Origin of the sequence: Arthrobacter sp. SAFR-023 (assembly GCF_051965295.1) — a bacterium.
GTDB lineage: Bacteria > Actinomycetota > Actinomycetes > Actinomycetales > Micrococcaceae > Arthrobacter.
The window spans coordinates 134,244-159,017 of the sequence record NZ_JBQCMF010000006.1 but is presented as its reverse complement, the minus strand read 5'-3'; the positions used below and the strand labels follow the sequence as shown (position 1 = coordinate 159,017).

Sequence of the window (24,774 nt, the reverse complement as noted above, 5' to 3'; positions counted from 1 at the left end):
GGCGGCAGCTGCCCGGGGTTCACGTCAGATCGCTCAGTGGCTGCTGCCATTGCCCCGGCTGGCGGTGGCTCCGCCATGGCCGTTCCGGCGGTCGCCGTCCCGGCCGCTGCCGTCTTTGCCGTTGCCCTGCTCGCTGTACTTCTCGCGCAGTTCGCGTCCCAAGCGGATGTCTTCCTCTTCCTTCTCCTGGAGCTTGTCGCTTTTCTTCGTATCGCGGGGAGGGAGCTGGAGCGTGTCCTCAGCCTCAATGCCGGCCTGCAGCTGCCGGCCGCGCTCCATCTCGGCGTCGAACTCGGCGCCAAAAAGCAGGGACATGTTGAGGATCCAGAGCCACAGCAGCATGACGATCACGCCGCCGATGGCGCCGTACGTCTTGTTGTAGTTGCTGAAGTTACCCACGTAGAAGCCAAAACCCACCGAGGCCAGCACGAAGATCACCAGGGCGATGAGGGAGCCAAGGCTCATCCAGCGGAACTTTGGCTGGCGGACGTTCGGAGTGAAGTAATAGAGGATGGCGATGACGACGATCACGAGCGCGACGATGACGGGCCACTTCGCGATGTTCCACACGGTCAGGAACACTCCGCCCAGCCCCAGGACATTGCCGATGGCCTCAGCCACCGGGCCGCTGATGACCAGCATTGCAGCGAGCAGCGCAACGATGATCAGAGAGACCACCGTGACGCCGAGCATGGTGCCGCGAAGCTTTACGAATCCGCGGCCCTCATCTATTTCATAAATCCGGTTCATCGCCCGGCCGAACGCGGTCACATACCCAGACGCGGACCAGATGGCTGTCGCGAGACCGATAACCAGGGTGAAGCCGGCCGCCGGTGAGGTGGTCAGCTCCTGGATAGGCTCGCGGATCATCTCCACCGCCTGCCCGGGCGCGACGCCCTGGACGATTTCCAGGAGTGCCGACGTCGTCTTTTCCGCCTGTCCAAAGATGCCGAGCAGCGAAACGAGGGCGAGCAGGGCGGGGAAGAGCGAGAAGATGGCGTAGTAGGTAAGTCCGGCCGCGAGGTCGGGGCACTGGTCCGCAGTAAATTCACGCAGGGTCTTGCGGGCAATGTACTTCCACGATGGCTTGTCCACATCGGTGGGGCTGTCCGGCTTTCGCGTGTCATCCGGGGCAGGTGCGCTTCCCGCCTTTGCTGTGCTGGTTTCCGGGGCTTCTTTCGTAGCCATTGGGGATCCTTTCGTTCGCAGGCGGGGCCATGTTCCGCAAGTCACGGAACGTTCCCTGCCCGCTGTCAGGCGTTGGGGCTCGTGGGTCGTGCAACAGCTCGCATAGTGCGTCAGTCGCTACTGTCCGGGGGCTCTAGGTGGGTTGCGGCGGTCCAGGGTTAGCGGGTCGCTGCCCAGCGGATCATCGGCCGGTTGCTTTCCGTTCAGCGGATCGTCCGCCATTCGGGTGTTCGACTGCGGAGTCTCGGCCAGCTGGCCAGAGGCGAGCGGATTGGCATCTTGGCCTGGGCCACCGCTGCGTGGGCCGCCGCCAGCCAGCTCGGGATCTGTGCTTTCCTCATCATCGGGTGGTCGGGCCCCCGCGGCCTGCGGCCATTGGTTCTCGGTCATAGTTGGTACCTCTCCCGCATCTCGGGTTGCTGAGTACAACCGGCAATCACTCGCCATAAAATAGTAAGCATGATTACTATTAGATAGTAAGTACCCTGATGGCCGCTAGTTCAACCGGCCGCCCGTTCCGGCAGTGTTTGGTCGGGGCAGGTGGGCGGGCCCCTGCCGGATAGCTGCGTACTGGAAAAAGAGAGAGGTGGATCCACAGTGGACCCGAGTGCCTGGATTTGGATCGTCGTTGTAATTGTCGTCATCGCACTCGTTGTGGTGCTTCTGATGTCCAGCCGCAAACGCAGGGAGGCATTCCGGCAAAAGCGCGATGAGCAGAATCGCCAGCACGCAGCCGAGATCCGCAGGAAAGCGGAGAACGCCGACCTTGAGGCGCGGGAAAACGAGGCTCGGGCCATGCATGCCAAGGCTGACGCCGAGAAAGCGCAGGTTGAGGCGGCCCGGCTTCGCCAGGAGGCCGAGCAAAAGCAGTCGGCCGCCCAGGACCTCCGGACGGATGCCGAGAAGCACCAGTACAAGGCGAACGCGCTTGACCCGGACGTGGACGAGGATGGCAACCGGCGCGACGATGCACGGACGCATGCCGGAACTGATGATGATCGGGCCGCCGATGCGCGGAACGCCGATGCGCGGAACGCTGGCGGGCGGGCCGCTGACGCCGGAGCCGACGGGCGCGACCCGGATGCCGGTGCCACGACGGACGCTGCCCGGCGGAACACGCCGCGCGAGTGAGTCGCCGTCAGCCGTTGACGCCCGCCGTCACCAGCGTCCGGAACCAATGCCCGGAAGCTAGCGACGGCGGGTGAGGCCGAGGAGGCTACGCCGCGGTTTGAGCGGCGGAGACGCCGGCACGCCGGCACCTTTGCCCATGCCGTCAATCACCTCTTGGATGGCCTCCAGCGACGGCGTTTGCGGCTCCCAGCCGAGCTCGTTACGGATCCGCTGGGTGTCCATGATCGGCGCACCCGCCGCCATCTCCACCCACCCCGAGTCCGTCTGCTGAAGCCGGAGCCGCCAGGTGGCGCCAACGAAGGCGTGCAGCGCGCTGATCGGGACGGGGAGGATCCTCTTGGCGGAAAAGAGCCTGGCCAGGTTTTGCGGCGTGACCACCGGCTCGGCCGCCACATTGAACGCCCCGCTGGCCCTGCGCTCGAGCACGCGCCAGTACGCGTCCGCTACGTCGTCGGCATGCACCGCCTGGAAGACCAGTTCGTCGGGAATTGGCAATAAGGGCAATGCCGGCCGGCGCGGGACGAACCTCGGGTGGACCCACCCCAGGAAGTACCTGCCGATTTCGCTTCCGGCCTCCGCCTGGAAAATGAGTCCGGGGCGCAGCTTGGCCACGGCAACGGAGGGATTGTCCGCCGCGAACCTATCCAGCAGTTTTTCCTGCTCTGCCTTGTGCCGGCTGTAATGTGAGCCCTCCATGCCGCCCGCAGGCCAGGATTCGTCCACGCGGTGGTCCTTGGGTGACTTGCTGTAGGCGCCCACCGAGGAGGCGCAAACCACGTGCCCCACCCCTGCTTCCCGGGCAGCCGCCAGCACGTTCGCCGTGCCGGTGACATTGGTGCGGTGCAGTTGGGGGAGATCCCGGTTCGGTTGGATCTGCCAGGCCAGGTGCACCACAGCGTCTGCTCCGGCAAAGGCCTTGGCCAGCTTCTGCACCGCACCGTCACCGCCCACGTCCAGGGTGTGCCACTCCACGCCCGCGTAAGGTGACCGTAAAGTGTCCGGTGTACGGCGGCTGATGCCCACCAGTTCCAAGCCGCCGGGGTGTTCCTGCCGCGCATTCTGAAGCCTGCGCAGGAGTGCTGTCCCGGCATTGCCGCTGGCACCTGTAATCACGATACGCATGAAATCCGCTCCGTCCATTGCCGTGGAATGTGATGGCCAGGCCGTCTGGTAACGGTGCCGTGGCCTTGGTGCTTCTTTTGAGCCTAGCGCCTCGGACCATTGTGTAATAAGCACGCTTATGATTTCCTTCTTCTAAGTCTTGCCGCAGGCTTTCTCGAGCTCCCGATCGAAGGAACCCACGACAATGCCAGAAACTCCACCTTCTTTTTCCCCGCCCGGCCCGCCCCATGCAGCACCCCAACCTGCGACCCAGGCGGGGCGCCTGCATGATGCCTTCCAGAACCAGCTGGTGCTCAATTACCTGGACCTGGCGGAGTCGCTCGCCTCCCGGTTCGCCACCCGCGGACGTGAGCGCTCAGACCTGGTCCAGGTGGCCTACTTGGGCCTCGTCAAGGCTGCCCGGGGCTTCGATGCCGAGAAAGGCGAAAGTTTCCCCGCCTACGCGGCGCCCACCATCAGCGGTGAACTCAAGCGCTTCTTGCGCGACCGGTGCTGGACAGTGCGGCCGCCGCGGCATGTCCAGGACGTGCGGACGCAGGTACTGCACACCACACCGGACCTGGCCCAATCGCTGGGGCGGACACCGTCCGCACAAGAACTCGCCAGCGAACTGGGCGTCAGCCCCGCCGACGTTCGGGAAGCCCAGGCAGCAGGCAGCAGCATGCATCCGGACTCGCTGGACAGTCCCGATCCGTGGGGTGGACCAACGATGGGCGAGGGGCTTGTCTCGGCGGACCAGCCGATCGAACACCTCGAGGAACTCGTATGCCTCAATGAGGCCATCCAGGAGCTGGACCCTGACGACCGGGAGATGCTGTACCGGAGGTACTTCCGGGAGGAGACCCAGACGGAACTGGGCAAACGGTTCGGTATCTCCCAGATGCAGGTGTCCCGGCGCCTGTCCCGCATCCTGGTCTGGCTTCAGCGCCGGTTGCTCGACGAGGAGGACCGGAGCTCGGGCACGGACGGTGGCGGAACCGGCACCGGCAGGACCGGCAGCTACAGAACCAGCGCAGATCAGGCGAGCGGAAGCTGCCCGACAGCGGCCAGGACGTCCTCCACCGAAACCGCAAGGAGGGCCGGGTCAGGGGTGGCCGCGAAGGTGTCGCCTCGGCGCGCCTGAGCGTCAGTCAGCACAACGTGGGGCCCAGGGGGTGGGCCCCACACCTCGGCCGGTGCCGGACCGAAAAGCACCACCGAAGGCCGGGCATACGCAGAGGCCAAGTGCGCCGCACCCGTGTCCGCGGAGACCACCAGCCGAGCCTCCGTGATGGCAGCCATGAATTCGGCCAGCCGCAGCTTTCCCGCCAGGACCTGGTCCTCCGGCAGCCCGGCGAGCCGCGCAACGTCCAGTGCCCGTGGCCGTTCCGCTGAGCTGCCGGTGAATATCACCTGGTGACCATCCTCTGAGAGGGCACGGGCCACTTCTGCAAAGCGGTCCTCCGGCCACAGCCGGCTGCCATAGGCGGCCCCCACGTGTAGCACCGTGGCGCCCGGGCAGGGGCTGGGAACGGCAGGCGGGAGGAGACGGTAATCGTCCGGCCGGGCTTCGATGCCGTGCCACTGGAGCAGCCTGGTCCAGCGTTCGCGCTCGTGGATGTCGTCGACCCACCACGGGCCGGGCCGTGCCGGCGTCCGGTGGCCTACGACGGTCCTGGGCCGGATCGCGGCCAGCCGCTCCTCGCTTTCGGGTCCACTGCCATGCAGATTGACCGCAACGTCCACTAGGCCGGCTTCAATGGGAATCGGAACATCCAGGCCGTGGGTGGGAAGCAGTTCGTAGCCGCCTACCAGCTCCAGGGCGTCCTCCAGCCAGCCCTGCGCGGCGTACAGCAGGCGGTGGTTCGGATAGGCGCGGCGCAGGGCTCGCAGTGCCGGCACAGCAACCAGCAGGTCCCCGAGCTTCAGGGCCCGCAGGACCAGCAGGACAGGTTGATCGTGCTTGCCGTTTGATGCTTCCACAGCCGTATCCCTCCTCTCTTCAGCCGCCCTGCTCGGACGTCTGTCGAGGAGTCTAGCCGAGAAGAAGTAGGCGGTCTGTTGTTTAGGTTTCCGCTGGTCGGGGAACGAGGTGGGTATGGCAAGTAACGCTTCTACGCTCAAGGCTGTGCTGTTCGACCGCGACGGAACGCTTGTGGTTGACGTGCCCTACAACGGAGATCCGCAGCTGGTCAAGCCTTTTCCGCATGCACGGAAAGTCCTCGACGAAGTGCGCAGCCGGGGACTCGCCACCGGCGTGCTGAGCAACCAGTCGGGCATTGCCCGCGGCCTCCTGACGGCGCAGGAGGTTGATGGCGTGAACGCACGGGTTGAGGACCTGTTGGGCCCCTTTGACGTCTGGGAGGTCTGCCCGCACGGGAGCGGGGACGCGTGTCTGTGCCGGAAACCGGCGCCGGGCATGGTCCGCAGCGCCTGCCGGCGTCTTGGCATCGATCCCTCGGAGGCGGCGTTCATAGGTGACATCGGCAGCGACGTGGAGGCGGCCGCGGCCGCCGGCGCACGCGGTGTCCTTGTTCCTACCCCGCAGACCCGGGCTGAGGAAGTCGCAGCGGCCCCCGAGGTTGCCGCTGACCTCGAACAGGCCGTCGCGCTGCTGTTCGGGGAGCCGCTGTTTCGGGGACCTGCGCCCCTGGGGCCGCTGCTGAAAGGGCCCGCATGAGCAGGGTCCTCGTGGCACGGCTGGACAGCGTCGGTGACGTCCTCTTGGCGGGCCCGGCAGTCCGGGCAGTGGCGAACGGACGCCGGGCCGACGGCGGCAGCCCCAACGACGTCGTCGTGCTTTGCGGACCGCAAGGCCAGTCGGCAGCGTCACTGCTGCCCAACGTCGCCGACGTGTATTCCTGGGATTCCCCGTGGATCAGCAACCCCGCCCCCGCGGTCACCGGACCTCATCTGGACTCGCTGGTGGGCTATGTCCGCAATTCCCGCATCACCGAAGCGGTCATCCTCACCTCCTTCCACCAGTCGCCTCTTCCGCTGGCACTCTTGCTGCGGCTGGCCGGTGTGGAGCGCATCACCGGCGCGTCCACTGATTACCCGGGCTCCCTTCTCGACGTCAGGCTGAGACCCGGCGAGGACATTCCCGAGGACCAGCCAGAGTCCGTGCGGGCGCTCGGGATCGCCCGCGCGGCGGGCTTCCAGCTCAAGGCGGGTGACGAAGGAAAACTCATGGTCAAGGACCCTCCCGGCGTCCGGCACCTGGTAGGCGAGGGCCCGTACGTGGTGGTCCACCCGGGGGCAACGGTCCCGGCCCGGGCCTGGCCGCCGCTGCACCATGCGGCGGCCGTGGAGCTGTTGGAGGGCGCCGGCCACCGGGTGGTGGTGACCGGCGGCCCGGGGGAAACCGCCCTCACCGCTACCGTGGCCGGACCCTCCGCCATCGATCTCGGCGGCCGGACGGATCTTTCTACGCTGTCCGGGGTCCTGGCCAACGCCGACGTCGTGGTCACCGGAAACACCGGTCCCGCCCACCTGGCGGCCGCCGTCGGAACCCCGGTGGTGAGCCTGTTTTCCCCGGTCGTGCCGGCCGTCCGCTGGGCGCCGTACGGCGTTCCGCTGGAACTGCTGGGAGACCAGAACGCGCCGTGCCGGCTCAGCCGTGCACGAGATTGTCCGGTACCGGGCCATCCCTGCCTCAGCTCTGTTCCGCCGGAGCAGGTGGTGGACGCGGTCGAACGCCTGCTGAGCGGGGTCTCGTCGCTCAGCACACGGAGAAAGGTCCGGAAACAATGAGAATCCTGCTCTGGCACGTGCACGGGTCGTGGACGGACGCCTTTGTCCGCGGCCGGCACGAGTACCTGCTGCCTGTCCTGCCCGGCGGCGGTCCCTGGGGGCTGGGCCGGGCCGGCCGGCCCTGGCCCGCTTCTGCGCGGGAGGTCGCGCTCGCGGAGCTGGACGCCGGCAGCATCGACGCCGTCGTGCTTCAACGTCCGGAGGAAGCCGCGGAGGTGACGCGCATCCTGGGCCGCCGGGCCGGCGTCGACCTTCCCGCCGTGTACGTGGAACACAACACCCCCAAAGGTAATGTTCCCTTCACGGTCCATCCCCTCGGGGACCAGAACGGCATTCCGATCGTCCACGTGACCCATTTCAACGAACTGTTCTGGGACAGCGGCCGGGCACGGACCAAGGTCATTGAGCATGGCATCGCGGACCCCGGCTACCTTTACACGGGCGAGGTCCCGGAGCTGGGCGTGGTGGTCAACGAACCGGTACGCCGCGGCCGCGTGACGGGCACGGACCTGCTGCCACGCTTCGCCACGGCAGCCCCGCTCCAGGTCTTCGGCATGGGCGGCGACGGGCTGGCGGAGGCCACGGGAATCCCTTCGGCGCAGCTCACCGTCCGGGGTGACCTGAAAACCGCGGAGCTGCACCGTGAACTGGCGCGCTGCCGGGCATACCTGCACCCGCTGCGCTGGACTTCCCTTGGGCTCGCGCTGCTGGAGGCGATGCATCTTGGCATGCCGGTTCTGGCGCTGGCCACCACCGAGGCGGCACGGGCCGTCCCGCCGGAGGCAGGCGGCATTTCCACTGAGGTAGAGGAGCTGAGCCGGATCGCCCGGCAGCTGGTCAATGATCCGGAGGAGGCCCGACGCCGGGGCAAAGTTGCCCGGGAGGCGGCGCTGGAGCGCTATGGGCTGGAACGTTTTCTGGCTGACTGGGACGAGCTGCTGGCGGAGCTGGTGCCGGCCGGCGGCGGGGGGAAAGTGCAGGGGGAGGAGCGGCAGCATGGGTCTTTGGAGGGGTCACCCTCCGGCGATGCAGCTTTGAAGGGCTCCGGACCGGACGCCCCCACCGCGGCGCGAGAAGGGAACATCCATTGAAGATCTCAATGATTTCGGAACACGCCAGTCCTTTGGCAGCGCTTGGCGGCGTGGATGCCGGCGGCCAGAACGTTCATGTGGCGGCCCTTTCGTCGGCACTGGCCCGTCGGGGCCATCGGGTAACTGTCTACACGAGGCGCGACTCGCCGGATTTGCCCGCGAAGGTGCGGGTGCATCCCCGGCTCGAGGTGGTACACGTGGACGCAGGGCCGGCCGAACATGTGCCCAAGGACGAGCTGCTGCCCTTCATGGGCGCCCTGGCGGATGGCGTGGTCCAGGACTGGGGCGACTCACCGCCGCACGTGGTGCACGGCCACTTCTGGATGTCTGGCGTCGCCGCGCTGGACGCCGCACGCCGCGAGCCGGGCGGATTCCGGGTTCCCGTGGTCCAGACCTTCCACGCACTGGGCACGGTTAAGCGGCGCCACCAGGGCGCCGCGGACACCAGCCCGGCCGAGAGGCGTTTCCTTGAACCGTCCGTGGGCCGGTCGGCTGACCGCATCGTGGCCACGTGTTCTGACGAGGTCTTCGAACTGCGGGCAATGGGAATTGATACCCGCAGGGTTTCCATCGCCCCCTGCGGGGTGGATCTGGACCTCTTCTCCAGTGACGGGCTGGCCGACGCTCCGGCCCGTTCGCATCGGATCCTTTCCGTGGGGCGGCTTGTTCCGCGCAAGGGCGTTGATCTGGTGATCCGTGCGCTGCCGTACCTGCTCAAGGAAGGGTTCGACGACGTCGAGCTGCTGATCGTGGGCGGCGGGGAGGACGCGGGCGGGCAGGATCCGGAGGCGCGCAGGCTGCTGGACCTTGCCCGGGACCTCGGCGTGGCGGACCATGTTGAGCTCCGGGGCCAGGTGGCCCGGGAGGCCATGCCCGGTATCTTCCGGAGTGCGGACGCTGTGGTCTGCACTCCTTGGTACGAGCCCTTCGGCATTGTTCCCCTTGAGGCCATGGCCTGCGGTGTTCCGGTAGTCGCCGCTGCGGTGGGAGGCCTGACAGACAGTGTGGTGGACCGCGGAACCGGCCTGCATGTACCGCCGAAGGATCCCGAAGCCATCGCAGAGGCCGTCGGCACCCTGCTGGCCAACCCCGAACTGAGGGCCAAGCTCGGACGGGCCGGCGAGCGGCGCGCGAAGGCCCGCTACTCCTGGAGCAGGGTCGCTGCCGAAACCGAAAAGGCCTACCAGCTGGCCATCGCAGGCACTGCGGACGCGGGCCGGCTGGAACCAATGGAAGGAGCGGCTCTGTGACTGCGGAATCCCTGCGGGAGGCCGAACTTCCGGCCATGAACCAGGTTGGCATCTCTCCGGACCTCCCCCCCTCCCAGGACCAGTTCTCCTCCCAGGAGACGGGCAGGCAGAACGCCGGAGCGGGCTCGCGGGAGGCGGTGCGGACCCATCTGGAAAACGTCCTGCCTGCCCTGCGGTCCCTGGAACGCCAGGCCGACCGGCTGGCCGAATGGGGCGTGGAGCTGGCCCAGCGTTTGCTCAGCGGGCAGAAGCTGCTTGCTGCCGGGAACGGCGGGTCCGCTGCCGAAGCGCAGCACTTGACCGCGGAGCTCGTGGGCCGGTTTGATGGCGAACGGATGCCTTTTTCCGCGATCTCCCTGCACGCGGAAAGTTCGGCCGTCACGGCGATTGCCAACGACTACGGCTATGAGGAACTCTTCGCCCGGCAAGTCCGCGCCCACGGCAGGTCGGGGGACATCCTCGTGCTGCTGTCCACGAGCGGCCAGAGCCCCAACCTGCTCCGTGCAGCCGAGGCGGCGGCCAGACTGAACGTGACCACGTGGGCCCTGACCGGGCCGGCGCCCAATCCCTTGGCGTCCTGCTGCGATGAGGCTGTGGCCATCGATGCCATCTCCGCCAATGCTCAGGAAGGGCACCTGATCGCCCTCCATGCCATTTGCCGGGCCTTTGAAGCCGAGGTGGCCCGCAAAGGCCAGGTCAATGCCGGTCTGGAGGCTGATCGCGCATGAGGATCACTGTGGTGGGCGACGTTTTGCTGGACGTGGACCTTTCGGGTGAGGCAACACGGTTGTGCCCCGACGCGCCGGTGCCGGTGGTGGACGTCTCCGAGGTCCGGCGCCGGGCCGGCGGCGCCGGGCTCGTGGCCCGCATGCTGGCCCAGGACGGCCATCCGGTCACGTTGGTGACGGTGCTTTCCGACGACGACGCCTCCCTGGCACTGGAGGGCGCGCTCGCCGGCGTGCGGGTTGTCTCCGGGCCCTCCGGCGCCAGAACCCCTGTTAAGACCCGGATCCGCGCGGGTCGCCAGCCGGTGGTGCGGGTGGATGAGGGATGCGGGCGGCCGGAAGTGCCGGCGGCCACCGCGGGTATGCTCAGGGCGCTGGACCAGGCCGAGGTCATCATCGTGGCCGACTACGGCAGGGGCCTTGCCGCAAACCCGGAGATCCGCGAGCTGCTCGAGGCCCGCGCGGGCGACATCCCGATCGTATGGGATCCGCACCCGTCCGGCGCCGTCCCGGTGCGCGGCGTGGCCGTGGTGACGCCGAATCTTTCCGAGGCGGCCAAGGCTGCGGAATCCGGCACGGGAACGCCTGCGGCGATTGCCGCCGTCGGCAGCGCCCTCGGCAAAACACTGCTGGACCGCTGGCAAAGCCAGGCGGTCCTCGTGACCATGGGGGAGCAAGGTGGACTGCTGTCCCGGAACGACACAGCACCCGTGACCATACCGGCCCCTCCCACCGAGGTCACGGATCCCTGCGGCGCCGGCGACCGGCTCGCGGCCAGCCTTGCCGTGCACCTGGCCGAGGGACGCAGCCTCAGCGACGCCGCAGAACTCGCGATCAATGAAGCGGCTGCCTTCCTCGGCGCCGGCGGAGTAGCCTCCCTGCCCGACCGCCACCGGCCGGTCTGGCACCACAGCCGCGAGGAAGACGCCCTGGACCTTGCCCGGCGGGTGCGCGCCAACGGAGGAACGGTCGTGGCCACGGGAGGCTGCTTCGACCTGCTGCATGCCGGCCATGCCCGCACGCTGGCGGCTGCGAGGGACCTTGGTGACTGCCTGATCGTGTGCCTGAACTCGGACGAGTCGGTGCGCCGGATCAAGGGTGAGCAGCGGCCGATTGTGAGCCAGCAGGACCGGGCGGAGCTTTTGCTGGCACTTGAGTGCGTGGACGCTGTCCTGGTTTTCGGGGAGGACACCCCGGAGGCATGCTTGGAGACACTGCGGCCGGACCTCTGGGTGAAGGGCGGCGATTACCGCGCATCGGAGCTGCCCGAGGCAGGCCTGGTCGCGGGCTGGGGCGGGCGCTGTGTGACGGTGCCGTTCCACCAGGCCCGGTCCACGTCAGTCCTCGCGGATGCACTGGCGAAGGTCAGTTGAACTGTGTCACCTGAACTGCAACACGATCTTGTTAAGACCCAACCGAAAGGAACACCATGACTGAATCGACTTTCCGGCCCGGCCGGGTCCTGGTAACCGGCGGCGCCTCCGGTCTGGGGGCCGCCGTCGTTGATGCCGTGCTGAAAGCCGGGGGAACACCGGTGGTGCTGGACCGGGACATCCGGAACGTTGCGGCTGCGAAGGCTTTCGAGGTGGACGTCTCAGACCGCGTTGCCGTGACTGAAGCTGTCCGGCAGGCAGCCGAGACACTGGACGGGCTGGATGCCGTCGTCACCGCGGCGGGCATCGACCGGTGCGGCAAGCTGGAGGACGTGGCGGCGGAGGAATGGGAACGCGTCATCGGCGTCAACCTGATGGGCACAGTGTCCGTTGTGCGGGCGGCGCTTCCGTATCTGAAGGAGTCCCGGGGGCGGGTGGTCACCATTGCGTCCACGCTGGGCAAGCGGGCATTGCCGGAGGCCACCGCCTATTGCGCCTCAAAATTTGGGGTAGTGGGCTTCAGCCATTCGCTGGCGGCTGAGACGGGCGGTCAGATCGGCGTGACCACCATGATTCCCGGCGGTATGAAGACCCGCTTCTTTGATGACCGGGCAGAGCAGTACAAGCCGCAGGACGACTCACGCCTGAACGACCCCGGCAACGTGGCCCAGGCGATTCTGTTCGCACTGTCCCAGCCCACCGGCTGCGAGGTCCGGGAAATGCTTATCTGCCACGAAGAAGAGGGCTCGTGGCCGTGAGCTGGAGCACGTCCTCGTAGACCTCGGCGGGTTCGACGGCCTTCACGGTGGACTCGTCATGAGGACACCGTGGGGCCGTCCATCCGACCTGCGTAATATCCACGCCGCACACCTCGCAACGCGTGGCCCAGCCCAGGTGGATCCGGTGCAGGCTGCGCCCCAGCGGTGCGGCATTGATGGCGTTGCCCGTCCAGTAGATGCCCACAGTGGGTGTGCCCAGGGCCTGGGCCAGGTGGCGGGGTCCGCTGTCGTTGGCCAGCACGACGTCGCTGCCCGCGAGGAGTGCCGCGAGCTCGCCCAGGCTGAGCTTGCCGGCGAGTGACTCTACGGCCGGTCGGGCAGCGTTGGAGCGGTCTGTGCGGGCATCTTCGACGGCGAGTTCCACCACCGTTTCGGCCAGTTCCTTTTCACTGCTGTCGCCGACCACAAGAACCCGGAAGCCGTCGTCGGCGGCCTTCCGCGCCACCGCGGCGAAGCGTTCGGCGGGCCAGCGCCGGCGCGGATCCGTCGCGCCCGGATGGATCACGAGTGTCGGGTGGTCTCCGGGCCCGCCGTTCCCCAAGGGCAGGTCCTGCTCGAGTTGCTGGCCGAACTCCGGCAGCGCCTGGAGTCTGGCTTCGAGCTCGCGGGGAGGGGCGCCGGCAAATCCTGCCACCTCGAGGGCCCGGAGGGGTTCGTGCTGGTAGTACAGGTACGGCACGGTACGCTCCAGCGGCTCCGCATCCGGGGTCCTGGTGCCCACGGTGTGCCGGGCTCCGAGCCGGAGCAGGAAGGGATTTGAGTAGCGCCCGCCGCCGTGCAGTTGGACGGCGAGGTCGAAGTTCCTGGCGCGCATTTCGGTGAAGAACTTTTCCAGTTCGTCGTCGTCCTCCAGCCCTGGGCGGACACCTTCGGAAAAAGGCAGGATCACGGTCTCATCCACCGGTCCCATGGTCTGGGACAGCAGCTCAGCATGAATTGGCGTGCCGAGCAGGGTGACTCGGGCGTCCGGATAAGCGGCCTTTAGGGCAGCCACCGCGGGAATGGCAAACATCAGGTCACCCAGTCCGCCGCCACGGAGAACGGCGATGCGGGAGATACCGCTGAAGGCTTCCAAAACCGGGCCGATTCCTTGGCCCGTGATGCGCGCTCCGCCGAAGTCGGCGTTGATGAGTTCCATGGTGTCAGCCCTCTCGGCTCCGTCGTTGAGGTCGGGATGCATTCAGGTCAGGATGGGTTATGTGGAGCCACCCTACGGTGCATCGGCACCGTATTGCCAGCCCGGGATACCCTGCCCGCCACCCCGCCCGGACCCGGCCCGCCATCTCTGGAAACTCCTGCCGCAGCCGCGTGTAAACCTTTCGACGCCGGGGTACGGTCACCTCAGAGAGGGCAGGAATCGACGCCCGGCAGGCACAGGCCAACCCAGTGAGGAGCCACATGCAATCGACCATCACCAGCAAGCTGGCCAATGCGGAAGACATGCTCACCATCCTCAACCCGCGAACAGGGGAAACCGTCGGCAGCCTTTCCGTCGCCGGCGCAGATGACGTGGCGGGAGCCGTGGCAGCTGCCCGCGCGGCCCAGCCCGGCTGGGCTGCCACGCCGCCAGGGGAGCGGGGAAAGCTGTTGCGCGAGGCTGCCAGGGCCTTGGAGGCCGCCGCCGCCGAGCTTGCGGAACTAAATGCCCAGGAGACCGGCCGTCCGTTGGAGGAGGCCCTTGCCGGCATTGCCGCCGGTGTTTCCACACTGGAGCAGTACGCGGAACTAGGTCCGGTCCACCGGGGCCGCAGCCTTCGCGGCAACGTGCTGGCGGCGGATTACACCGTCGCCGAGCCGCGCGGCGTGGCCGTCTTGCTGACACCGTGGAACGACCCCGTCGCCGTGGCCTGCGGGCTCATCGGCGCCGCCCTGGTTACCGGGAACACCGCCATTCACAAGCCGAGCGAGCGCTGCCCCCACCTGGGAAAGCTGCTGGGGGAGGCGCTGGCGCCGGTCTTTCCGCCCAACGTGCTGGTCACGCTGACCGGAGGGGCCGACGTCGGGACCCTCCTCACGCAGCAGCCGGACGTTGATATGTTCGCCCACGTCGGGTCCAGCGCGACCGGAGACCGGATTGCACGGGCGGCGGTACTGACGGGTGCCTATGTCATCAGGGAAAACGGCGGGAACGATCCGCTGCTGGTGGACGCGGACGTGGATCCCGGCTGGGCCGCGGAGCAGGCAGCGATCGGGGCCTTCAGCAACAGCGGGCAGATCTGCACGTCGGTGGAGCGGATCTACGTCCACGCGTCCATCGCCGAACCGTTCTGCCAGGCTCTCGTGGAGCAGGCCAGGGACCGCAACCGGGAGAACCGGCTGGCGCCGCTCGTAGACACGAGGATGCGGGACGCCGTGCATGGGCACGTGACCGAGGCACTGCAGCTGGGCGCGCGGGCAATGGAGGGCGGCACTGTCCCGGACGGGCCTGGTGCGTTCTACCCGGCCACGGTCCTCGTGGATTGCATAGAGGCCATGGACGCCATGTCCGAGGAGACGTTCGGCCCCGTGGCGCCGGTGCGCGTGGTGAAAAGCTTCGAGGAAGGGCTCACGCTCGCCGCGGCCGGCCGGTACGGCCTTGCCGCCACCGTCCTGACGGGCAGCATCGCCCACGCCCAGCAGGCGGTCGCCGCGCTGCCGGTGGGGACTGTCAAGGTCAACGAGGTGTTCGGTGGCGCACCCGGCGGGGCCGCCCAGCCCCGGGGCGAAAGCGGGCACGGGTTTGGCTACGGACCCGAACTCCTGGACGAATTCAGCCGGGTCAAGGTGGTGCACATCGCTGCGCCGCCTGCGCCGGCAGCTCGTGACGTCAATGGGGCAGCGTCATGACCGCCGAACCGGTGCTTTCGGAGCAGCGCGGCCTTGCGGCGTGGCTTCCCCGGAGGCTGGCCCAGGAACATCCTGCCGTCACCGTGGTGGGCGACTTCATGCTCGACGGCTGGTGGAGCGGCACGATCGACAGGATGTGCCGCGAGGCCCCGGCTCCCGTGGTGGACATCGCCCGGCGTGACTTTGCCCCCGGCGGTGCCGCCAACACCGCTATGAACCTGGCCGCACTCGGCGCCCGCGTCAGCGTAGCCGGAATCATCGGAGCGGACGACGCCGGCGCGGAACTTCGGCGCCAACTGGTCGCCGCGGGGGTGGACACCACGCTGCTCACCGAACACCCGGACATGGCCACCCCTACCAAAATCCGGATCAGCAGCGGCGGGCAGGTCCTCTTGCGCTTCGACGACACCGCGGCAACCGTCCCGCCCGACGCCCTGGCGACGTTCGAGGCCGCGGTTCCTGCCGCCGTCGGACGCCAGAACGCGGTGGTGATCTGCGACTACGGAACGGGCGTCCTCGCAGAACCGGTCCGCGCCCGGCTCATCGAGTCCCTGGCCGGGCGCGGGCAGGGAACGCTTGTGGTGGTGGACGCGCACGATCCGCGCCCGTGGGCCGGACTGGAGCCGGACCTGGCCACGCCCAACGCGCAGGAGGCCGCCCGGATGCTTGACCTCCGGCTGGGCAGCGGGCCCGAGCGCGCGGCCGTGGTGACCGAGCACGCCGGCGAGCTGCTGCAGGCGACGGGAGCACGCGCCGTCGTGGTCACGCTGGACCGGGACGGGACGGTCCTCATTCCAGCCGCCGGAAACCAGCACCGGACGTGGGCACGGCCTGCCACCGAGAAGCAGGCCTCCGGTGCAGGCGACACGTTCGTGGCTGCCTTGACCCTGGCGCGTGCGGCGTCACTGCCGCTGTCGGCCAGCCTGGACCTGGCACAGGCCGCTGCGGATGTGGTGGTCCACCATCCCGGGACGTCGGTGTGCGGCACGGACGAGCTGGGCCGCTACCTGGAAAGCTTCGGGGACGCCGCCCTGACCGCTGACGAACTGGAGCGGCACATCCGTGCCCACCGCAACGACGGCCAGCGCGTGGTGCTGACCAACGGGTGTTTCGACGTCCTGCACCGCGGACATACCCGTTACCTGAACCAGGCCAAGCAGCTCGGCGACGTCCTGGTGGTCGCTCTCAACAGTGACGACTCCGTCCGGAAGCTCAAGGGGCCGGGCCGTCCCATCAACAGCGTGGCGGACCGGGCGGCCGTGATCGCCGCCCTGAGCTGCGTGGACTACGTGACTGTCTTCGACACCGCAACGCCCATTCCCCTGATCGAACAGCTGCGTCCGGAAATCTACGCCAAGGGCGGGGACTACACGCCGGAGATGCTGGCCGAAACCGAGGCCGTGGAGGCGTACGGCGGCACGGTCACCATCCTCGACTATGTGGCTGAGCGTTCCACCACGGCGATGGTCCAGCGCATCCGCAACGGCGAGGGCGCCCCTGTCCCGGAGGGGTAAACCGGCGGCGTGGCCTGCCGCCGCCCGCCGGAGGGCAAGCTCTGGCCGGCGGGCCCCTTCACCCCGGTCAACTAGGCTTGAAGCATGACGGAAGCGGCGGGGAACTGATGGGACGGCGCACCAAGTCAGGCGGGAAGCCGGGTTCCCACGCAGGCAGCAAAACAGGCGGCAGAAGAGGCACAGCAGCGGCCTCCGACGTGCTGGAAGTCGCCAAAGGAGCACGTTCAGACGGCCCCGTTGCGGGCGTCTACTACATCGACACTGGCGACTGCGAGCTCATCGCCGACCAGGACAACTCCACGGGCTGGCTCCTGCGCATCAACGGCGTGATGAGTTCCCACATTGACCTTGCCGATCCGCTGTTCCTCGATTTCGAGTACATGCGCTGGATGTCCGCCCTCATCGAATCCCGCTGGCAGCCTGAGACCAAGCCCAGGCTGCGGGGCCTGCACCTGGGCGGCGGAGCGTGCTCGCTGGCCCGCTACTTCCACGCGGCCTACCCGGACGCCCGCCAGGTGGTGGTGGAGCTGGACGGAAAGCTCGCCGAGTACGTCCGCGGCTGGTTCGACCTTCCCAAGGCCCCGCTGTTGCGGCTTCGCGTCGGCGAGGCCCGTGCCGTGACCGAGACCCTCACCCCGGACACCCGCGACTTCATCATCCGGGACGTCTTCGCCGGCGCGGTGACCCCGGTTGCGCTGACCACGGCCGAGTTCAACGAACATGTCCGCCGGGTGCTCGCCCCCGGCGGAATTTACGTGGTCAATTCTGGCGACGGTCCCGACCTGAAGAATGCCCGGGAGGACGCGGCCACCATCGCGGCCGCCTTCGAACACACCATCATCATCGCGGACCCGGCCATGCTGAAGGGGCGCCGCTACGGCAACATGGTGATGGCCGGCAGCGACCAGCCTTTCGACGACGATCCGCAGCTCGCGCGGCGCCTCCTGGGCGGGGCGGTGCCGGCGCATATCTGGGACGACGAGAAGGTTCGGGCCTTCGCCGCCGGAGCCCCGGTGCGCCACGATCCTGCGCCACCGTCGACTCCTGAGTAACTGCCCTTCTGCGCGCTCAAAACGGCACCTACTCAGCAGCGGCTGAACCGCCGCGTCCCTGCCCCAGCAGCCACTCCCGGTGCGCGGTCGTTTGTTCGCGCAGCGCCGTCACCACGGCAGCGACCGCAGGCCGGCGCATCGACTCCGGACGCAGGACCATCCAGTAGGGCAGCCGTTCGGCGATGTCCCGGGACAGCAGGCGCACCAGGTCCTCGTGCCTGTCGGCCATGAAACAGGGGAGGAACCCCACCCCGGCTCCTGCCCGGGTGGCCTCGACGTGCACAAACACGTTGGTGGAGCTGACGCCGTCACGCATTGCCGGCACCAGGCGCCGCGGTGCATCAAGATCGTCCACCTGCAGCATGGAGTCCACGAAGTACACGAGCGGATGGGTGGTCAGGGCCTCCACCGACTCCGGCGTTCCGTTCGCCTCGATGTACGAGCGGGACGCGTACATTCCGAGCTCGTACTCGCCGAGCCGGAACGCTTCGGCCCGGTGCACCTGCGGCTCGCCGACCACCACCTCGATGTCCAGTCCCGAGCGTTGCTGGAGCGCCCGGCGGGTGACGGTGACGATCTCCACGCTGAGCCCCGGGTGGTCCCTCCTCAGCCGGGCAACCGCGGGAGCGGCGATATATGCGCTGAAGCCGTCGGTCGCCGTCATGCGTACGACGCCGGTAACCGGGTCAGGCGCGCGGCCTGACGGTCCCAGCGCACGCACCGCCGTTTCCACCTGCTCAGCAACCAGCACGGCCTGGGCTCCGAGTGCTGTCAGCTCCCAGCCCCCTGAGGCCCGGGCGAGAACACGGCCGCCCAGGGCCTTCTCCAGCGCGGCGATCCGGCGTGAAACCGTGGTGTGGTTCAGGCCCAGGACCTGGGCCGCCGTCGTGAATTTTGCCGAGCGGGAGACGGCGAGCAGCACCAGCAGGTCGTCGGGGTTGGCATCCATATCTGCAATTTTGCACGAATCCAGTGCCTGATTAGTCATTGAACCGCGTTCCGTCTGCAGGAATACTCGGGTGAATCGGAAGTGCTGCACGAATTGGAAGTGAACGGCGTGCGGCACGTGTCAACGTGGACACTTGGAGGAGCAGACTGTGGACGCACAAGGTCCGGACGTGGAAAAAAACCTGAACGGCCGCAAGGCCCTGGTCACCGGCGGGGCCAGCGGGATCGGCGCGGCGTGCGTACGGGAACTGGCCGCCAGGGGAGCCAAGGTGGTGGTGGCCGACGTCGACGAAGCCGGCGCCGCGGCCCTCGCCGATGAGGTGGGCGGCACATCCTGGGCTGTCGACCTCCTGGACGTCGAGGCGCTTGCCGCACTGAGCCTGGACTGCGACATCCTGGTGAACAACGCCGGCATCCAGCGCATCAGCCCCATCGAGGACTTCGATCCCGTGGCGTTCCGGCGGATCCTGGCACTCATGCTCGAAGCGCCCTTCCTGCTGATCCGGGCCGCGTTGCCGCACATGTACGCCAATGGCTTTGGGCGCGTCATCAACCTGTCGTCAGTGCACGGTCTCCGGGCCTCCCCGTTCAAGAGCGCCTACGTCTCGGCGAAGCACGGGCTTGAGGGGCTGAGCAAGGTAACGGCACTTGAAGGCGGGGAGCACGGGGTCACGTCCAACTGCATCAACCCCGGGTATGTGCGCACGCCGCTGGTGGAGAAGCAGATCGCGGACCAGGCGCGTGTCCACGGGATTCCGGAGTCGGAGGTCCTGGCGAAGGTGATGCTCACCGAATCCGCTGTGAAACGGCTGGTGGAACCCGAGGAGGTGGCGTCCCTGGTCGCATGGCTGTCCTCCGACGCCGCCGGAATGGTCACCGGGGCCAGCTACACGATGGACGGGGGTTGGTCCGCCCGGTAGTCCCCACCGTCCGCTAGCTCTTGGTCCCCGTCAGGGCGAGGGTTCCGCCGAGCCCGATCATCATCACCCCGCCGGTTGTCGTGACGGCTGCCACCCGGCGGGGTGAGCGGGCGAACCATTGCCGTGCAGTTCCCGCGGCCAGCGCCCAAGCGCTGTCCGAAACCAGCGCGATGGCCAGGAACGTGGCACCAAGCAGGGCGAGCTGGGCGGGAATGGCACCGGCAGAATGGTCCACGAACTGGGGGAGGACCGCCACGAAGAACACCACGGACTTCGGATTCGTGGCCCCCACAATGAAGCCTTCGCGCAGAATCCGCCGGGTGGTGGCCGGCCTGGACGGATCAGGGCCTGAAGGGCCGCCCCGGCGGTGGAGCACCGCCTGGATTCCCAGATAGATGAGGTAGGCCGCGCCGGCAAACTTCACCACCGTGAACAGCAGTAACGACTCAGCCAGCACCACGCCGAGCCCCAACGCCACGGCTGCGATCTGCAGCAGTTCCCCGGCCGCGTTGCCGAGGACACTCAGCAGTCCGCCCCGCCGTCCCAAAGCCAGCGACCGTCCGATGACGAACAGGACGCTTGGGCCCGGCACGGCGATGAGCAATGCGGAGACCAAGGCAAAGGCCAGGAGATTCTGCAGCGGCAGCATGCCTGATGGTAACGCCGGCGGTTGATGGCCAACCAGCACCATGTGCTCCAAGGGGTTGGCAACAGACCGACGGCCACTCAACTTCGCGCGCTCAGCTTCGCGCGCTCAGCTTCGTGCGCCCGGGGGATCATCCGGGCCCGGGTTGCCTGAGGCCCGGATGTACTCCTCCACGGCCGACTCCGGCACACGGTAGGACTTCCCGAACCGGTCCGCTGCAAGCGTTCCGGCCCGGACCATCCGGTAGACGGTCATTTTGGAAAGGCGCAAGGCAGCGGCCACCTCGGCAATGGTGAGATAGGCAGTTGGCAGGTTGGCGATGGACATGGAATCGGCTCCTGTTGCTCGTCGGCTGGACTGGCGGGGATGACCCGCCTAGTCCGGCCGCCTCAGTTGCCGGTGATCGTAGAAGTACACCCGGTCTGAGGAGCGGATCCCGATCGACCGGCCGTTCTTGACCACCACGGTGCCTTCCCGCCGGCCGTTGAACGGATCGTCGCCCAGCAGAACGTCGCCGATTCTGTATGGAACAGCGGCCGTGCGCGCCCGTTGCAGCGTCTGGGCCAGGAAGCCGGACAACCGCCCGGACTGAATATTTTCTGCCGGCGCCCCGGCCTGGATTTCCAACATGAGGACCACTCCTTCGCAGTGTGACCAATCGTCGAGTCACTGGTGGCGCGGAGCCGGTACATCATGCGGGGTCTCTACCCCCGGCCGGCTGGCACCGTGTAGTCCACTTTAGGGAGCAATCACATGCGTCACACGGGTAACATCTACCTCATTTATCACACCGTGCACTCGCGTAACAGGCGCCAAGTACCTGTCTTTTTCCATTTTTACTACTTGTTTTCGCGTAATCCACCCTTGAGCGCCATTTTCGCAGAAATCCTACTCAGTTTTGGCGACCACGGGCAGCGGGGAGGTCTCGTCCTCAAGGTGGGCCCGGCGTCGTCCGGTGCCCCTGACCCAAAGCCGGAAGGCGGCCACCAGCAGTCCCAACCACACGGCCCCCACGTACAGCGCCACGCGAGTGTCCTCGAAGAAGCCCAGCACTGCGATCACCAGGACCATGAAGCCGATGGTGAGAACGGACGCAGTCGGCCACCACGGGGAGGGGAAGTCGGACGCCGGCAGGCCCTTCCGGGCGATTTCGCGTTTCATGGCCACATGGGAGGCGAGAATCATCACCCACACCCAGACCGTGGCGAACGTGGCGATGGAGGCGATGAGCAGGAAGACACCTTCAGGGATGACTGCGTTCAGCACCACTCCCACCAGGAGGATTCCGGTCATCATCACCACGGTCATCCACGGCACGCCATGCCGCGACACCCGTCCGAAGCTCTGCGGAGCATGGCCCTGCTTGGCCAGGCCGAAGAGGATCCGCCCGGCACCGAAGATGTCGCTGTTGATGGCGGACAGTGCGGCGGTTATCACCACGGCGTTGAGGATGTGGGGGGCGGCGGGAATACCCAGCCCGCTGAAGATCTGGACGAAGGGACTGCCGTTGCTGCCGACCTCGTTCCAGGGGAAGAGGCTCATCAGCACTCCAAGGGTCAGCACATAGAACAGCAGGACGCGGACCGGTACCGTGTTGACGGCCTTCGGGATCACCTTCTTGGGGTCGGCTGCCTCGCCGGCCGTGATGCCGATCGTTTCGATGCCGCCGAAGGCGAACATGACGACGGCGAACGAGGCCAGGAGCCCCTCGAAGCCGTTCGGGAACAGGCCGCCGTGCTCCACGAGGTTTCCCAGGCCCGGGGCGGCCGAGGCGTCGCCGGTCTGGAATCCGAACGCGAGGATGCCCGCTCCGCCAGCGATCATGGCGATAATTGCTGCAACCTTGACCAGCGTGAACCAGAATTCGAGTTCACCGAACACCTTTACGCTCAGCAGGTTCAGCGCAGCGAGAAGGAAGATGATGGCCAGGATCCAGACCCACCGCTCCACGGACGGGAACCAGAAACCCATGTAGATGCTGAAGGCGGTGACGTCGGCGATGGCCACGATCGCCATTTCAAAGACGTAGGTCCAGCCGGTCACGAATCCGGCCAGCGGGCCAAGGTAGCGGCTGGCGTACTGCCCGAAGGATCCCGAGACCGGATGCCGCACGGCCATTTCCCCCAGGGCGCGCATCACCATGAACACGGCGGCACCGCCGATCATGTAGGCGAACAGCACGGCGGGGCCGGCCTTTTGGATGGCTGAGGCCGAACCGTAGAACAGGCCGGTGCCGATGGCGGAGCCCAGCGCCATGAAGCGGATGTGGCGGACGTTGAGCCCGCGGTTCAGAACGGTTCCGACGGCGGTTCCGGCGGCGGTGCGTACCGTTCCGGTCCCGTTTCCGGGCGCCAATTCATCTCTTGTTTGGGCTTGTTGCATGCCAATACCTTCTCGTCATTGGGAGGGGGATCGCTATCCAGCAGACCACGTATACGGGAGTTGTGATGAGCCTCACGGGGTCTTGGTGTCTTCGATTTCAGACTGTGTGGGCTGCCAGTTCGCGCTTCTGTTCTCCCGGCGCTTCAGCGGTAGCCGCTGGCATCCGCCGGCAGCCCGGCCTCCTGGATCTCCTCCAGATAGCGCCAGCAGTCTGGCCGGGAGCCGTCGACGTCGGTAAAGCCGTACTCCTGCGCAAGCCCGCCGGAGGAGAAGGAGCCGCCGGTCCGGCTGTGCACGTCAGGGTCGGCGGCGAGGGCGGCGACCGCCCGGCCCACAAAGCGCGGGCTTTCGGAGATGGCGGCGAAATGCGGATTCGTGGCGGCCGCCTCGCGCCAGTTGGCTTCGGTCACGCCGTAGTGTTCGAGCATCATTTCCGAGCGCATCCAGCCCGGCGTCAGCGCCACGGCCGTGCAACCGAACGCCTTCAGCTCCTCGGCTTGGCTGAAGGCGAGCCGCAGGACGGCGGATTTGGCGAGATCGTAAAACGCGGAGAGCCGGTAATGCGCTGCGTTGTACTCTCGAGTTCCGTCCGTCATCTCCACCACCAGTCCTCCCGGGCGGCGGATGAGGAGCGGCAGCGCGAAGTGGCTGGTGATCAGGTGCGTGTCGACGGCGCCGTGCAGCATCCGCAAACCGCCGTCAACATCGTGTTCCCACAGGGGCGTGTTCCACTGGATGAGGTTCTCACCGCCCCAAATGTCGTTCACCAGGATGTCCAGCCGGCCGTCTTCGTGGTCGATGTGCCGGACCAGCGCGTCCACCTCCGAAGCATTGAGATGGTCGACGGCCACTGCGATGCCAGTTCCGCCTGCCGCACTGACCATGGCGGCGGTTTCTTCAATGGTTTCGGGGCGACGATAGTCGGAGGTCTGGGCTTTCGAGGTGCGCCCGGTGCAGTAGACCACCGCCCCGGCCTCACCCAGGGCCACGGCGGTACCGCGACCTGCCCCTCGCGTGGCCCCGGCGACCAGAGCTACCTTGCCCTTGAGTGGAGATTCCATGGACCAACGCTAGCTCCGTGCGCGGGAAAGCGGGATGATGGGCGGGCGCCTGGGATGTCCGGTATTCCAGACAGGGGTGCTGCTGAAGGGCGACTTCAGCCATGGGCGAGGCCCAAACTTTAAGTACGGGATACCGGACACCTTTCCGGGACACCTGAAGACAGATAGACAGCTCAACGGCGAGGCCCGGAGGACACATGGCAGGCACGATGACCGCAGCAGCGGCAAAACGGCCGGAATCAGCAGTCAAGGCGAAAGTTCCAGCCGCCGAAAATACCTTGCGGATCCTCAAACTATTGGGTTCCAAGCGGGGGCCGATGGCGGCGTCGAACATTGCCACGGCATTGGGCCTGCCGCGCTCCAGCGTGTACCACCTCCTTGGCGTCATGGAGGCGAACGGCTTTGTCCTGCACCTGCACGAGGAGCAGCGGTACGGCCTTGGCATCAGCGCCTTCGAGCTCAGTTCCGCGTACTCCCGGCAGGAACCGCTGTCCCGGCTTGGGCGACCCATGCTGGCTTCACTCGTTGATGTCCTTGGCGAGAGTGCGCACCTGGCCGTCCTGCACGGCCGGGACGTGCTCTACATCGTGGAGGAGCGGGCCAAGAACCGGCCGTCCCTCGTGACCGACGTCGGCGTCCGGCTGCCGAGCCACCTCACCGCCAGCGGCCGGGCCATCCTGGCCGCGCTGCCGAAGTCGCAGGTCCGCGCGCTGTATCCCAACGCGGCCGCCTTCACCGCCCGGCACGAGGTCGAGGGTGCCATTATGAAGTACTCCGCGTTGTCGTCGCACCTTGACCGGGTGCGGCAGCGTGGCTACGCCACGGAACACGGCGAGGTGACACCGGGCTTTGGCTCCATCGCCGCCGCTGTCACGGATCACCTTGGATGGCCGACGGCGGCGGTCGCCGTCACGTTCCTCGAGGACAAGCTGCCGGAGGACCAGTGGCCGGTGCTCGCCGCCCGCGTACAGAAGGTCGCCGATGAACTCTCGGTGCGCATCCACGGCCGCCCGGCGAAGTAGCAGCCCAACTAG

At 67.4% G+C, this 24,774-nt stretch carries 25 protein-coding genes; 14 read left to right on the top strand and 11 right to left on the bottom strand.

The annotated features are described in order from the left end of the window. Window positions 1–33: 33 nt before the first annotated feature. Window positions 34–1,188 carry a YihY/virulence factor BrkB family protein gene (locus ACTHQX_RS08705; protein ID WP_440156897.1) on the bottom strand — a complete coding sequence of 385 codons (1,155 nt, stop codon included), beginning with the start codon at window positions 1,186–1,188 and terminating at the stop codon, window positions 34–36. Between the two features lie 117 nt (window positions 1,189–1,305). After that, window positions 1,306–1,578: a hypothetical protein gene (locus ACTHQX_RS08700; protein WP_236806374.1), complete on the bottom strand. Its 273-nt coding sequence runs from the start codon at window positions 1,576–1,578 to the stop codon at window positions 1,306–1,308. Between the two features lie 207 nt (window positions 1,579–1,785). Between ACTHQX_RS08700 and ACTHQX_RS08695 the strand changes: the two genes are divergently transcribed. Continuing rightward, window positions 1,786–2,319, top strand: a complete 534-nt coding sequence (locus ACTHQX_RS08695; RefSeq protein WP_440156894.1) for a hypothetical protein — start codon at window positions 1,786–1,788, stop codon at window positions 2,317–2,319. A 57-nt stretch (window positions 2,320–2,376) separates the two neighbouring features. Here ACTHQX_RS08695 and ACTHQX_RS08690 read toward each other — a convergent pair whose 3' ends face one another. Further along, window positions 2,377–3,441, bottom strand: coding sequence for an NAD-dependent epimerase/dehydratase family protein (locus tag ACTHQX_RS08690; protein ID WP_440156891.1), 1,065 nt, complete (start codon window positions 3,439–3,441; stop codon window positions 2,377–2,379). A gap of 184 nt (window positions 3,442–3,625) precedes the next feature. On the opposite strand from ACTHQX_RS08690, the gene ACTHQX_RS08685 reads away from it, so the two are divergent. Beyond that, window positions 3,626–4,564 carry a sigma-70 family RNA polymerase sigma factor gene (locus ACTHQX_RS08685; RefSeq protein ID WP_440156889.1) on the top strand — a complete coding sequence of 313 codons (939 nt, stop codon included), beginning with the start codon at window positions 3,626–3,628 and terminating at the stop codon, window positions 4,562–4,564. Here ACTHQX_RS08685 and ACTHQX_RS08680 read toward each other — a convergent pair. Further along, a complete protein-coding gene (locus ACTHQX_RS08680; protein ID WP_236806378.1) occupies window positions 4,459–5,403 on the bottom strand; it encodes a glycosyltransferase family 9 protein in 945 nt (314 codons plus the stop codon). The two genes, ACTHQX_RS08685 and ACTHQX_RS08680, sit on opposite strands and share 106 nt — an antisense overlap. Before the next feature lie 115 nt (window positions 5,404–5,518). Here ACTHQX_RS08680 and ACTHQX_RS08675 point away from each other — a divergent pair, with 115 nt between their 5' ends. Genes ACTHQX_RS08675 through ACTHQX_RS08645 form a run of 7 tightly spaced genes read left to right on the top strand, consistent with a single transcriptional unit; the run spans window position 5,519 to window position 12,370 of the window. Continuing rightward, window positions 5,519–6,100: a D-glycero-alpha-D-manno-heptose-1,7-bisphosphate 7-phosphatase gene (locus ACTHQX_RS08675; protein WP_440156886.1), complete on the top strand. Its 582-nt coding sequence runs from the start codon at window positions 5,519–5,521 to the stop codon at window positions 6,098–6,100. Beyond that, on the top strand, window positions 6,097–7,173 hold the full coding sequence (locus ACTHQX_RS08670; RefSeq protein WP_440156884.1) for a glycosyltransferase family 9 protein: 1,077 nt from the start codon (window positions 6,097–6,099) through the stop codon (window positions 7,171–7,173). Before ACTHQX_RS08675 ends, ACTHQX_RS08670 begins: the two co-directional genes overlap by 4 nt. Beyond that, window positions 7,170–8,264: a glycosyltransferase gene (locus tag ACTHQX_RS08665; RefSeq protein WP_440156883.1), complete on the top strand. Its 1,095-nt coding sequence runs from the start codon at window positions 7,170–7,172 to the stop codon at window positions 8,262–8,264. Before ACTHQX_RS08670 ends, ACTHQX_RS08665 begins: the two co-directional genes overlap by 4 nt. Further along, window positions 8,261–9,514, top strand: a complete 1,254-nt coding sequence (locus tag ACTHQX_RS08660; RefSeq protein ID WP_440156881.1) for a glycosyltransferase — start codon at window positions 8,261–8,263, stop codon at window positions 9,512–9,514. The genes ACTHQX_RS08665 and ACTHQX_RS08660 overlap by 4 nt, the downstream gene beginning before the upstream one ends. Next, window positions 9,511–10,242: a D-sedoheptulose-7-phosphate isomerase gene (locus ACTHQX_RS08655; protein WP_236806383.1), complete on the top strand. Its 732-nt coding sequence runs from the start codon at window positions 9,511–9,513 to the stop codon at window positions 10,240–10,242. The genes ACTHQX_RS08660 and ACTHQX_RS08655 overlap by 4 nt, the downstream gene beginning before the upstream one ends. Next, the gene (locus ACTHQX_RS08650; RefSeq protein ID WP_440156879.1) at window positions 10,239–11,612 is read left to right on the top strand and encodes a PfkB family carbohydrate kinase; all 1,374 of its coding nucleotides are present in this window, start codon (window positions 10,239–10,241) and stop codon (window positions 11,610–11,612) included. Before ACTHQX_RS08655 ends, ACTHQX_RS08650 begins: the two co-directional genes overlap by 4 nt. Before the next feature lie 56 nt (window positions 11,613–11,668). Continuing rightward, complete coding sequence (locus ACTHQX_RS08645) at window positions 11,669–12,370, top strand: SDR family oxidoreductase (protein ID WP_440156877.1); 702 nt, start codon at window positions 11,669–11,671, stop codon at window positions 12,368–12,370. Here the strand turns inward: ACTHQX_RS08645 and ACTHQX_RS08640 are convergent. Then, entirely contained in the window at window positions 12,336–13,529 is a 1,194-nt protein-coding gene (locus ACTHQX_RS08640) for a glycosyltransferase family 9 protein (RefSeq protein ID WP_440156979.1), read from the bottom strand. The two genes, ACTHQX_RS08645 and ACTHQX_RS08640, sit on opposite strands and share 35 nt — an antisense overlap. 260 nt (window positions 13,530–13,789) lie before the next feature. Here ACTHQX_RS08640 and ACTHQX_RS08635 point away from each other — a divergent pair, with 260 nt between their 5' ends. The 3 genes from ACTHQX_RS08635 (at window position 13,790) to ACTHQX_RS08625 (ending at window position 17,783) form a co-directional block, all read left to right on the top strand. Further along, window positions 13,790–15,217 carry an aldehyde dehydrogenase family protein gene (locus ACTHQX_RS08635; protein WP_440156874.1) on the top strand — a complete coding sequence of 476 codons (1,428 nt, stop codon included), beginning with the start codon at window positions 13,790–13,792 and terminating at the stop codon, window positions 15,215–15,217. Further along, window positions 15,214–16,731 carry a D-glycero-beta-D-manno-heptose 1-phosphate adenylyltransferase gene (gene rfaE2, locus ACTHQX_RS08630; protein ID WP_236806387.1) on the top strand — a complete coding sequence of 506 codons (1,518 nt, stop codon included), beginning with the start codon at window positions 15,214–15,216 and terminating at the stop codon, window positions 16,729–16,731. The genes ACTHQX_RS08635 and rfaE2 overlap by 4 nt, the downstream gene beginning before the upstream one ends. 77 nt (window positions 16,732–16,808) lie before the next feature. After that, window positions 16,809–17,783 (top strand): spermidine synthase, encoded by a 975-nt coding sequence (locus tag ACTHQX_RS08625; RefSeq protein WP_440156870.1) that lies wholly within the window; start codon window positions 16,809–16,811, stop codon window positions 17,781–17,783. Between the two features lie 28 nt (window positions 17,784–17,811). On the opposite strand, the gene ACTHQX_RS08620 is transcribed toward ACTHQX_RS08625, so the two are convergent. Continuing rightward, a complete protein-coding gene (locus ACTHQX_RS08620; protein WP_440156868.1) occupies window positions 17,812–18,732 on the bottom strand; it encodes a LysR family transcriptional regulator in 921 nt (306 codons plus the stop codon). Between the two features lie 169 nt (window positions 18,733–18,901). On the opposite strand from ACTHQX_RS08620, the gene ACTHQX_RS08615 reads away from it, so the two are divergent. Then, window positions 18,902–19,651, top strand: a complete 750-nt coding sequence (locus ACTHQX_RS08615) for a 3-hydroxybutyrate dehydrogenase (RefSeq protein ID WP_214846108.1) — start codon at window positions 18,902–18,904, stop codon at window positions 19,649–19,651. Window positions 19,652–19,664: 13 nt separating this feature from the next. On the opposite strand, the gene ACTHQX_RS08610 is transcribed toward ACTHQX_RS08615, so the two are convergent. The 5 genes from ACTHQX_RS08610 to ACTHQX_RS08590 form a co-directional block, all read right to left on the bottom strand. After that, complete coding sequence (locus ACTHQX_RS08610; RefSeq protein ID WP_440156865.1) at window positions 19,665–20,300, bottom strand: LysE family translocator; 636 nt, start codon at window positions 20,298–20,300, stop codon at window positions 19,665–19,667. 105 nt (window positions 20,301–20,405) lie between these two features. Continuing rightward, window positions 20,406–20,624, bottom strand: coding sequence for a helix-turn-helix domain-containing protein (locus ACTHQX_RS08605; protein ID WP_236806391.1), 219 nt, complete (start codon window positions 20,622–20,624; stop codon window positions 20,406–20,408). 48 nt (window positions 20,625–20,672) lie between these two features. Further along, the gene (locus tag ACTHQX_RS08600; RefSeq protein ID WP_111903341.1) at window positions 20,673–20,927 is read right to left on the bottom strand and encodes a hypothetical protein; all 255 of its coding nucleotides are present in this window, start codon (window positions 20,925–20,927) and stop codon (window positions 20,673–20,675) included. A gap of 258 nt (window positions 20,928–21,185) precedes the next feature. After that, the gene (locus ACTHQX_RS08595) at window positions 21,186–22,679 is read right to left on the bottom strand and encodes an amino acid permease (RefSeq protein ID WP_440156860.1); all 1,494 of its coding nucleotides are present in this window, start codon (window positions 22,677–22,679) and stop codon (window positions 21,186–21,188) included. Window positions 22,680–22,822: 143 nt separating this feature from the next. Next, window positions 22,823–23,740: an SDR family oxidoreductase gene (locus ACTHQX_RS08590; protein ID WP_236806394.1), complete on the bottom strand. Its 918-nt coding sequence runs from the start codon at window positions 23,738–23,740 to the stop codon at window positions 22,823–22,825. Between the two features lie 197 nt (window positions 23,741–23,937). On the opposite strand from ACTHQX_RS08590, the gene ACTHQX_RS08585 reads away from it, so the two are divergent. Beyond that, the gene (locus ACTHQX_RS08585) at window positions 23,938–24,762 is read left to right on the top strand and encodes an IclR family transcriptional regulator (protein ID WP_236806395.1); all 825 of its coding nucleotides are present in this window, start codon (window positions 23,938–23,940) and stop codon (window positions 24,760–24,762) included. Window positions 24,763–24,774 lie beyond the last annotated feature (12 nt).

What these genes read in the sequence shown, in the direction of transcription:
- ACTHQX_RS08640 (WP_440156979.1), bottom strand. Translation starts at nt 13,529, where the DNA reads ATGGAACTCATCAACGCCGACTTCGGCGGAGCGCGCATCACGGGCCAA.
- rfaE2 (WP_236806387.1), top strand. Translation starts at nt 15,214, where the DNA reads ATGACCGCCGAACCGGTGCTTTCGGAGCAGCGCGGCCTTGCGGCGTGG.
- ACTHQX_RS08600 (WP_111903341.1), bottom strand. Translation starts at nt 20,927, where the DNA reads ATGTTGGAAATCCAGGCCGGGGCGCCGGCAGAAAATATTCAGTCCGGG.
- ACTHQX_RS08670 (WP_440156884.1), top strand. Translation starts at nt 6,097, where the DNA reads ATGAGCAGGGTCCTCGTGGCACGGCTGGACAGCGTCGGTGACGTCCTC.
- ACTHQX_RS08675 (WP_440156886.1), top strand. Translation starts at nt 5,519, where the DNA reads ATGGCAAGTAACGCTTCTACGCTCAAGGCTGTGCTGTTCGACCGCGAC.
- ACTHQX_RS08590 (WP_236806394.1), bottom strand. Translation starts at nt 23,740, where the DNA reads ATGGAATCTCCACTCAAGGGCAAGGTAGCTCTGGTCGCCGGGGCCACG.
- ACTHQX_RS08650 (WP_440156879.1), top strand. Translation starts at nt 10,239, where the DNA reads ATGAGGATCACTGTGGTGGGCGACGTTTTGCTGGACGTGGACCTTTCG.
- ACTHQX_RS08665 (WP_440156883.1), top strand. Translation starts at nt 7,170, where the DNA reads ATGAGAATCCTGCTCTGGCACGTGCACGGGTCGTGGACGGACGCCTTT.
- ACTHQX_RS08690 (WP_440156891.1), bottom strand. Translation starts at nt 3,441, where the DNA reads ATGCGTATCGTGATTACAGGTGCCAGCGGCAATGCCGGGACAGCACTC.
- ACTHQX_RS08585 (WP_236806395.1), top strand. Translation starts at nt 23,938, where the DNA reads ATGGCAGGCACGATGACCGCAGCAGCGGCAAAACGGCCGGAATCAGCA.
- ACTHQX_RS08685 (WP_440156889.1), top strand. Translation starts at nt 3,626, where the DNA reads ATGCCAGAAACTCCACCTTCTTTTTCCCCGCCCGGCCCGCCCCATGCA.
- ACTHQX_RS08645 (WP_440156877.1), top strand. Translation starts at nt 11,669, where the DNA reads ATGACTGAATCGACTTTCCGGCCCGGCCGGGTCCTGGTAACCGGCGGC.
- ACTHQX_RS08605 (WP_236806391.1), bottom strand. Translation starts at nt 20,624, where the DNA reads ATGTCCATCGCCAACCTGCCAACTGCCTATCTCACCATTGCCGAGGTG.
- ACTHQX_RS08610 (WP_440156865.1), bottom strand. Translation starts at nt 20,300, where the DNA reads ATGCTGCCGCTGCAGAATCTCCTGGCCTTTGCCTTGGTCTCCGCATTG.
- ACTHQX_RS08595 (WP_440156860.1), bottom strand. Translation starts at nt 22,679, where the DNA reads ATGCAACAAGCCCAAACAAGAGATGAATTGGCGCCCGGAAACGGGACC.
- ACTHQX_RS08705 (WP_440156897.1), bottom strand. Translation starts at nt 1,188, where the DNA reads ATGGCTACGAAAGAAGCCCCGGAAACCAGCACAGCAAAGGCGGGAAGC.
- ACTHQX_RS08700 (WP_236806374.1), bottom strand. Translation starts at nt 1,578, where the DNA reads ATGACCGAGAACCAATGGCCGCAGGCCGCGGGGGCCCGACCACCCGAT.
- ACTHQX_RS08635 (WP_440156874.1), top strand. Translation starts at nt 13,790, where the DNA reads ATGCAATCGACCATCACCAGCAAGCTGGCCAATGCGGAAGACATGCTC.
- ACTHQX_RS08620 (WP_440156868.1), bottom strand. Translation starts at nt 18,732, where the DNA reads ATGGATGCCAACCCCGACGACCTGCTGGTGCTGCTCGCCGTCTCCCGC.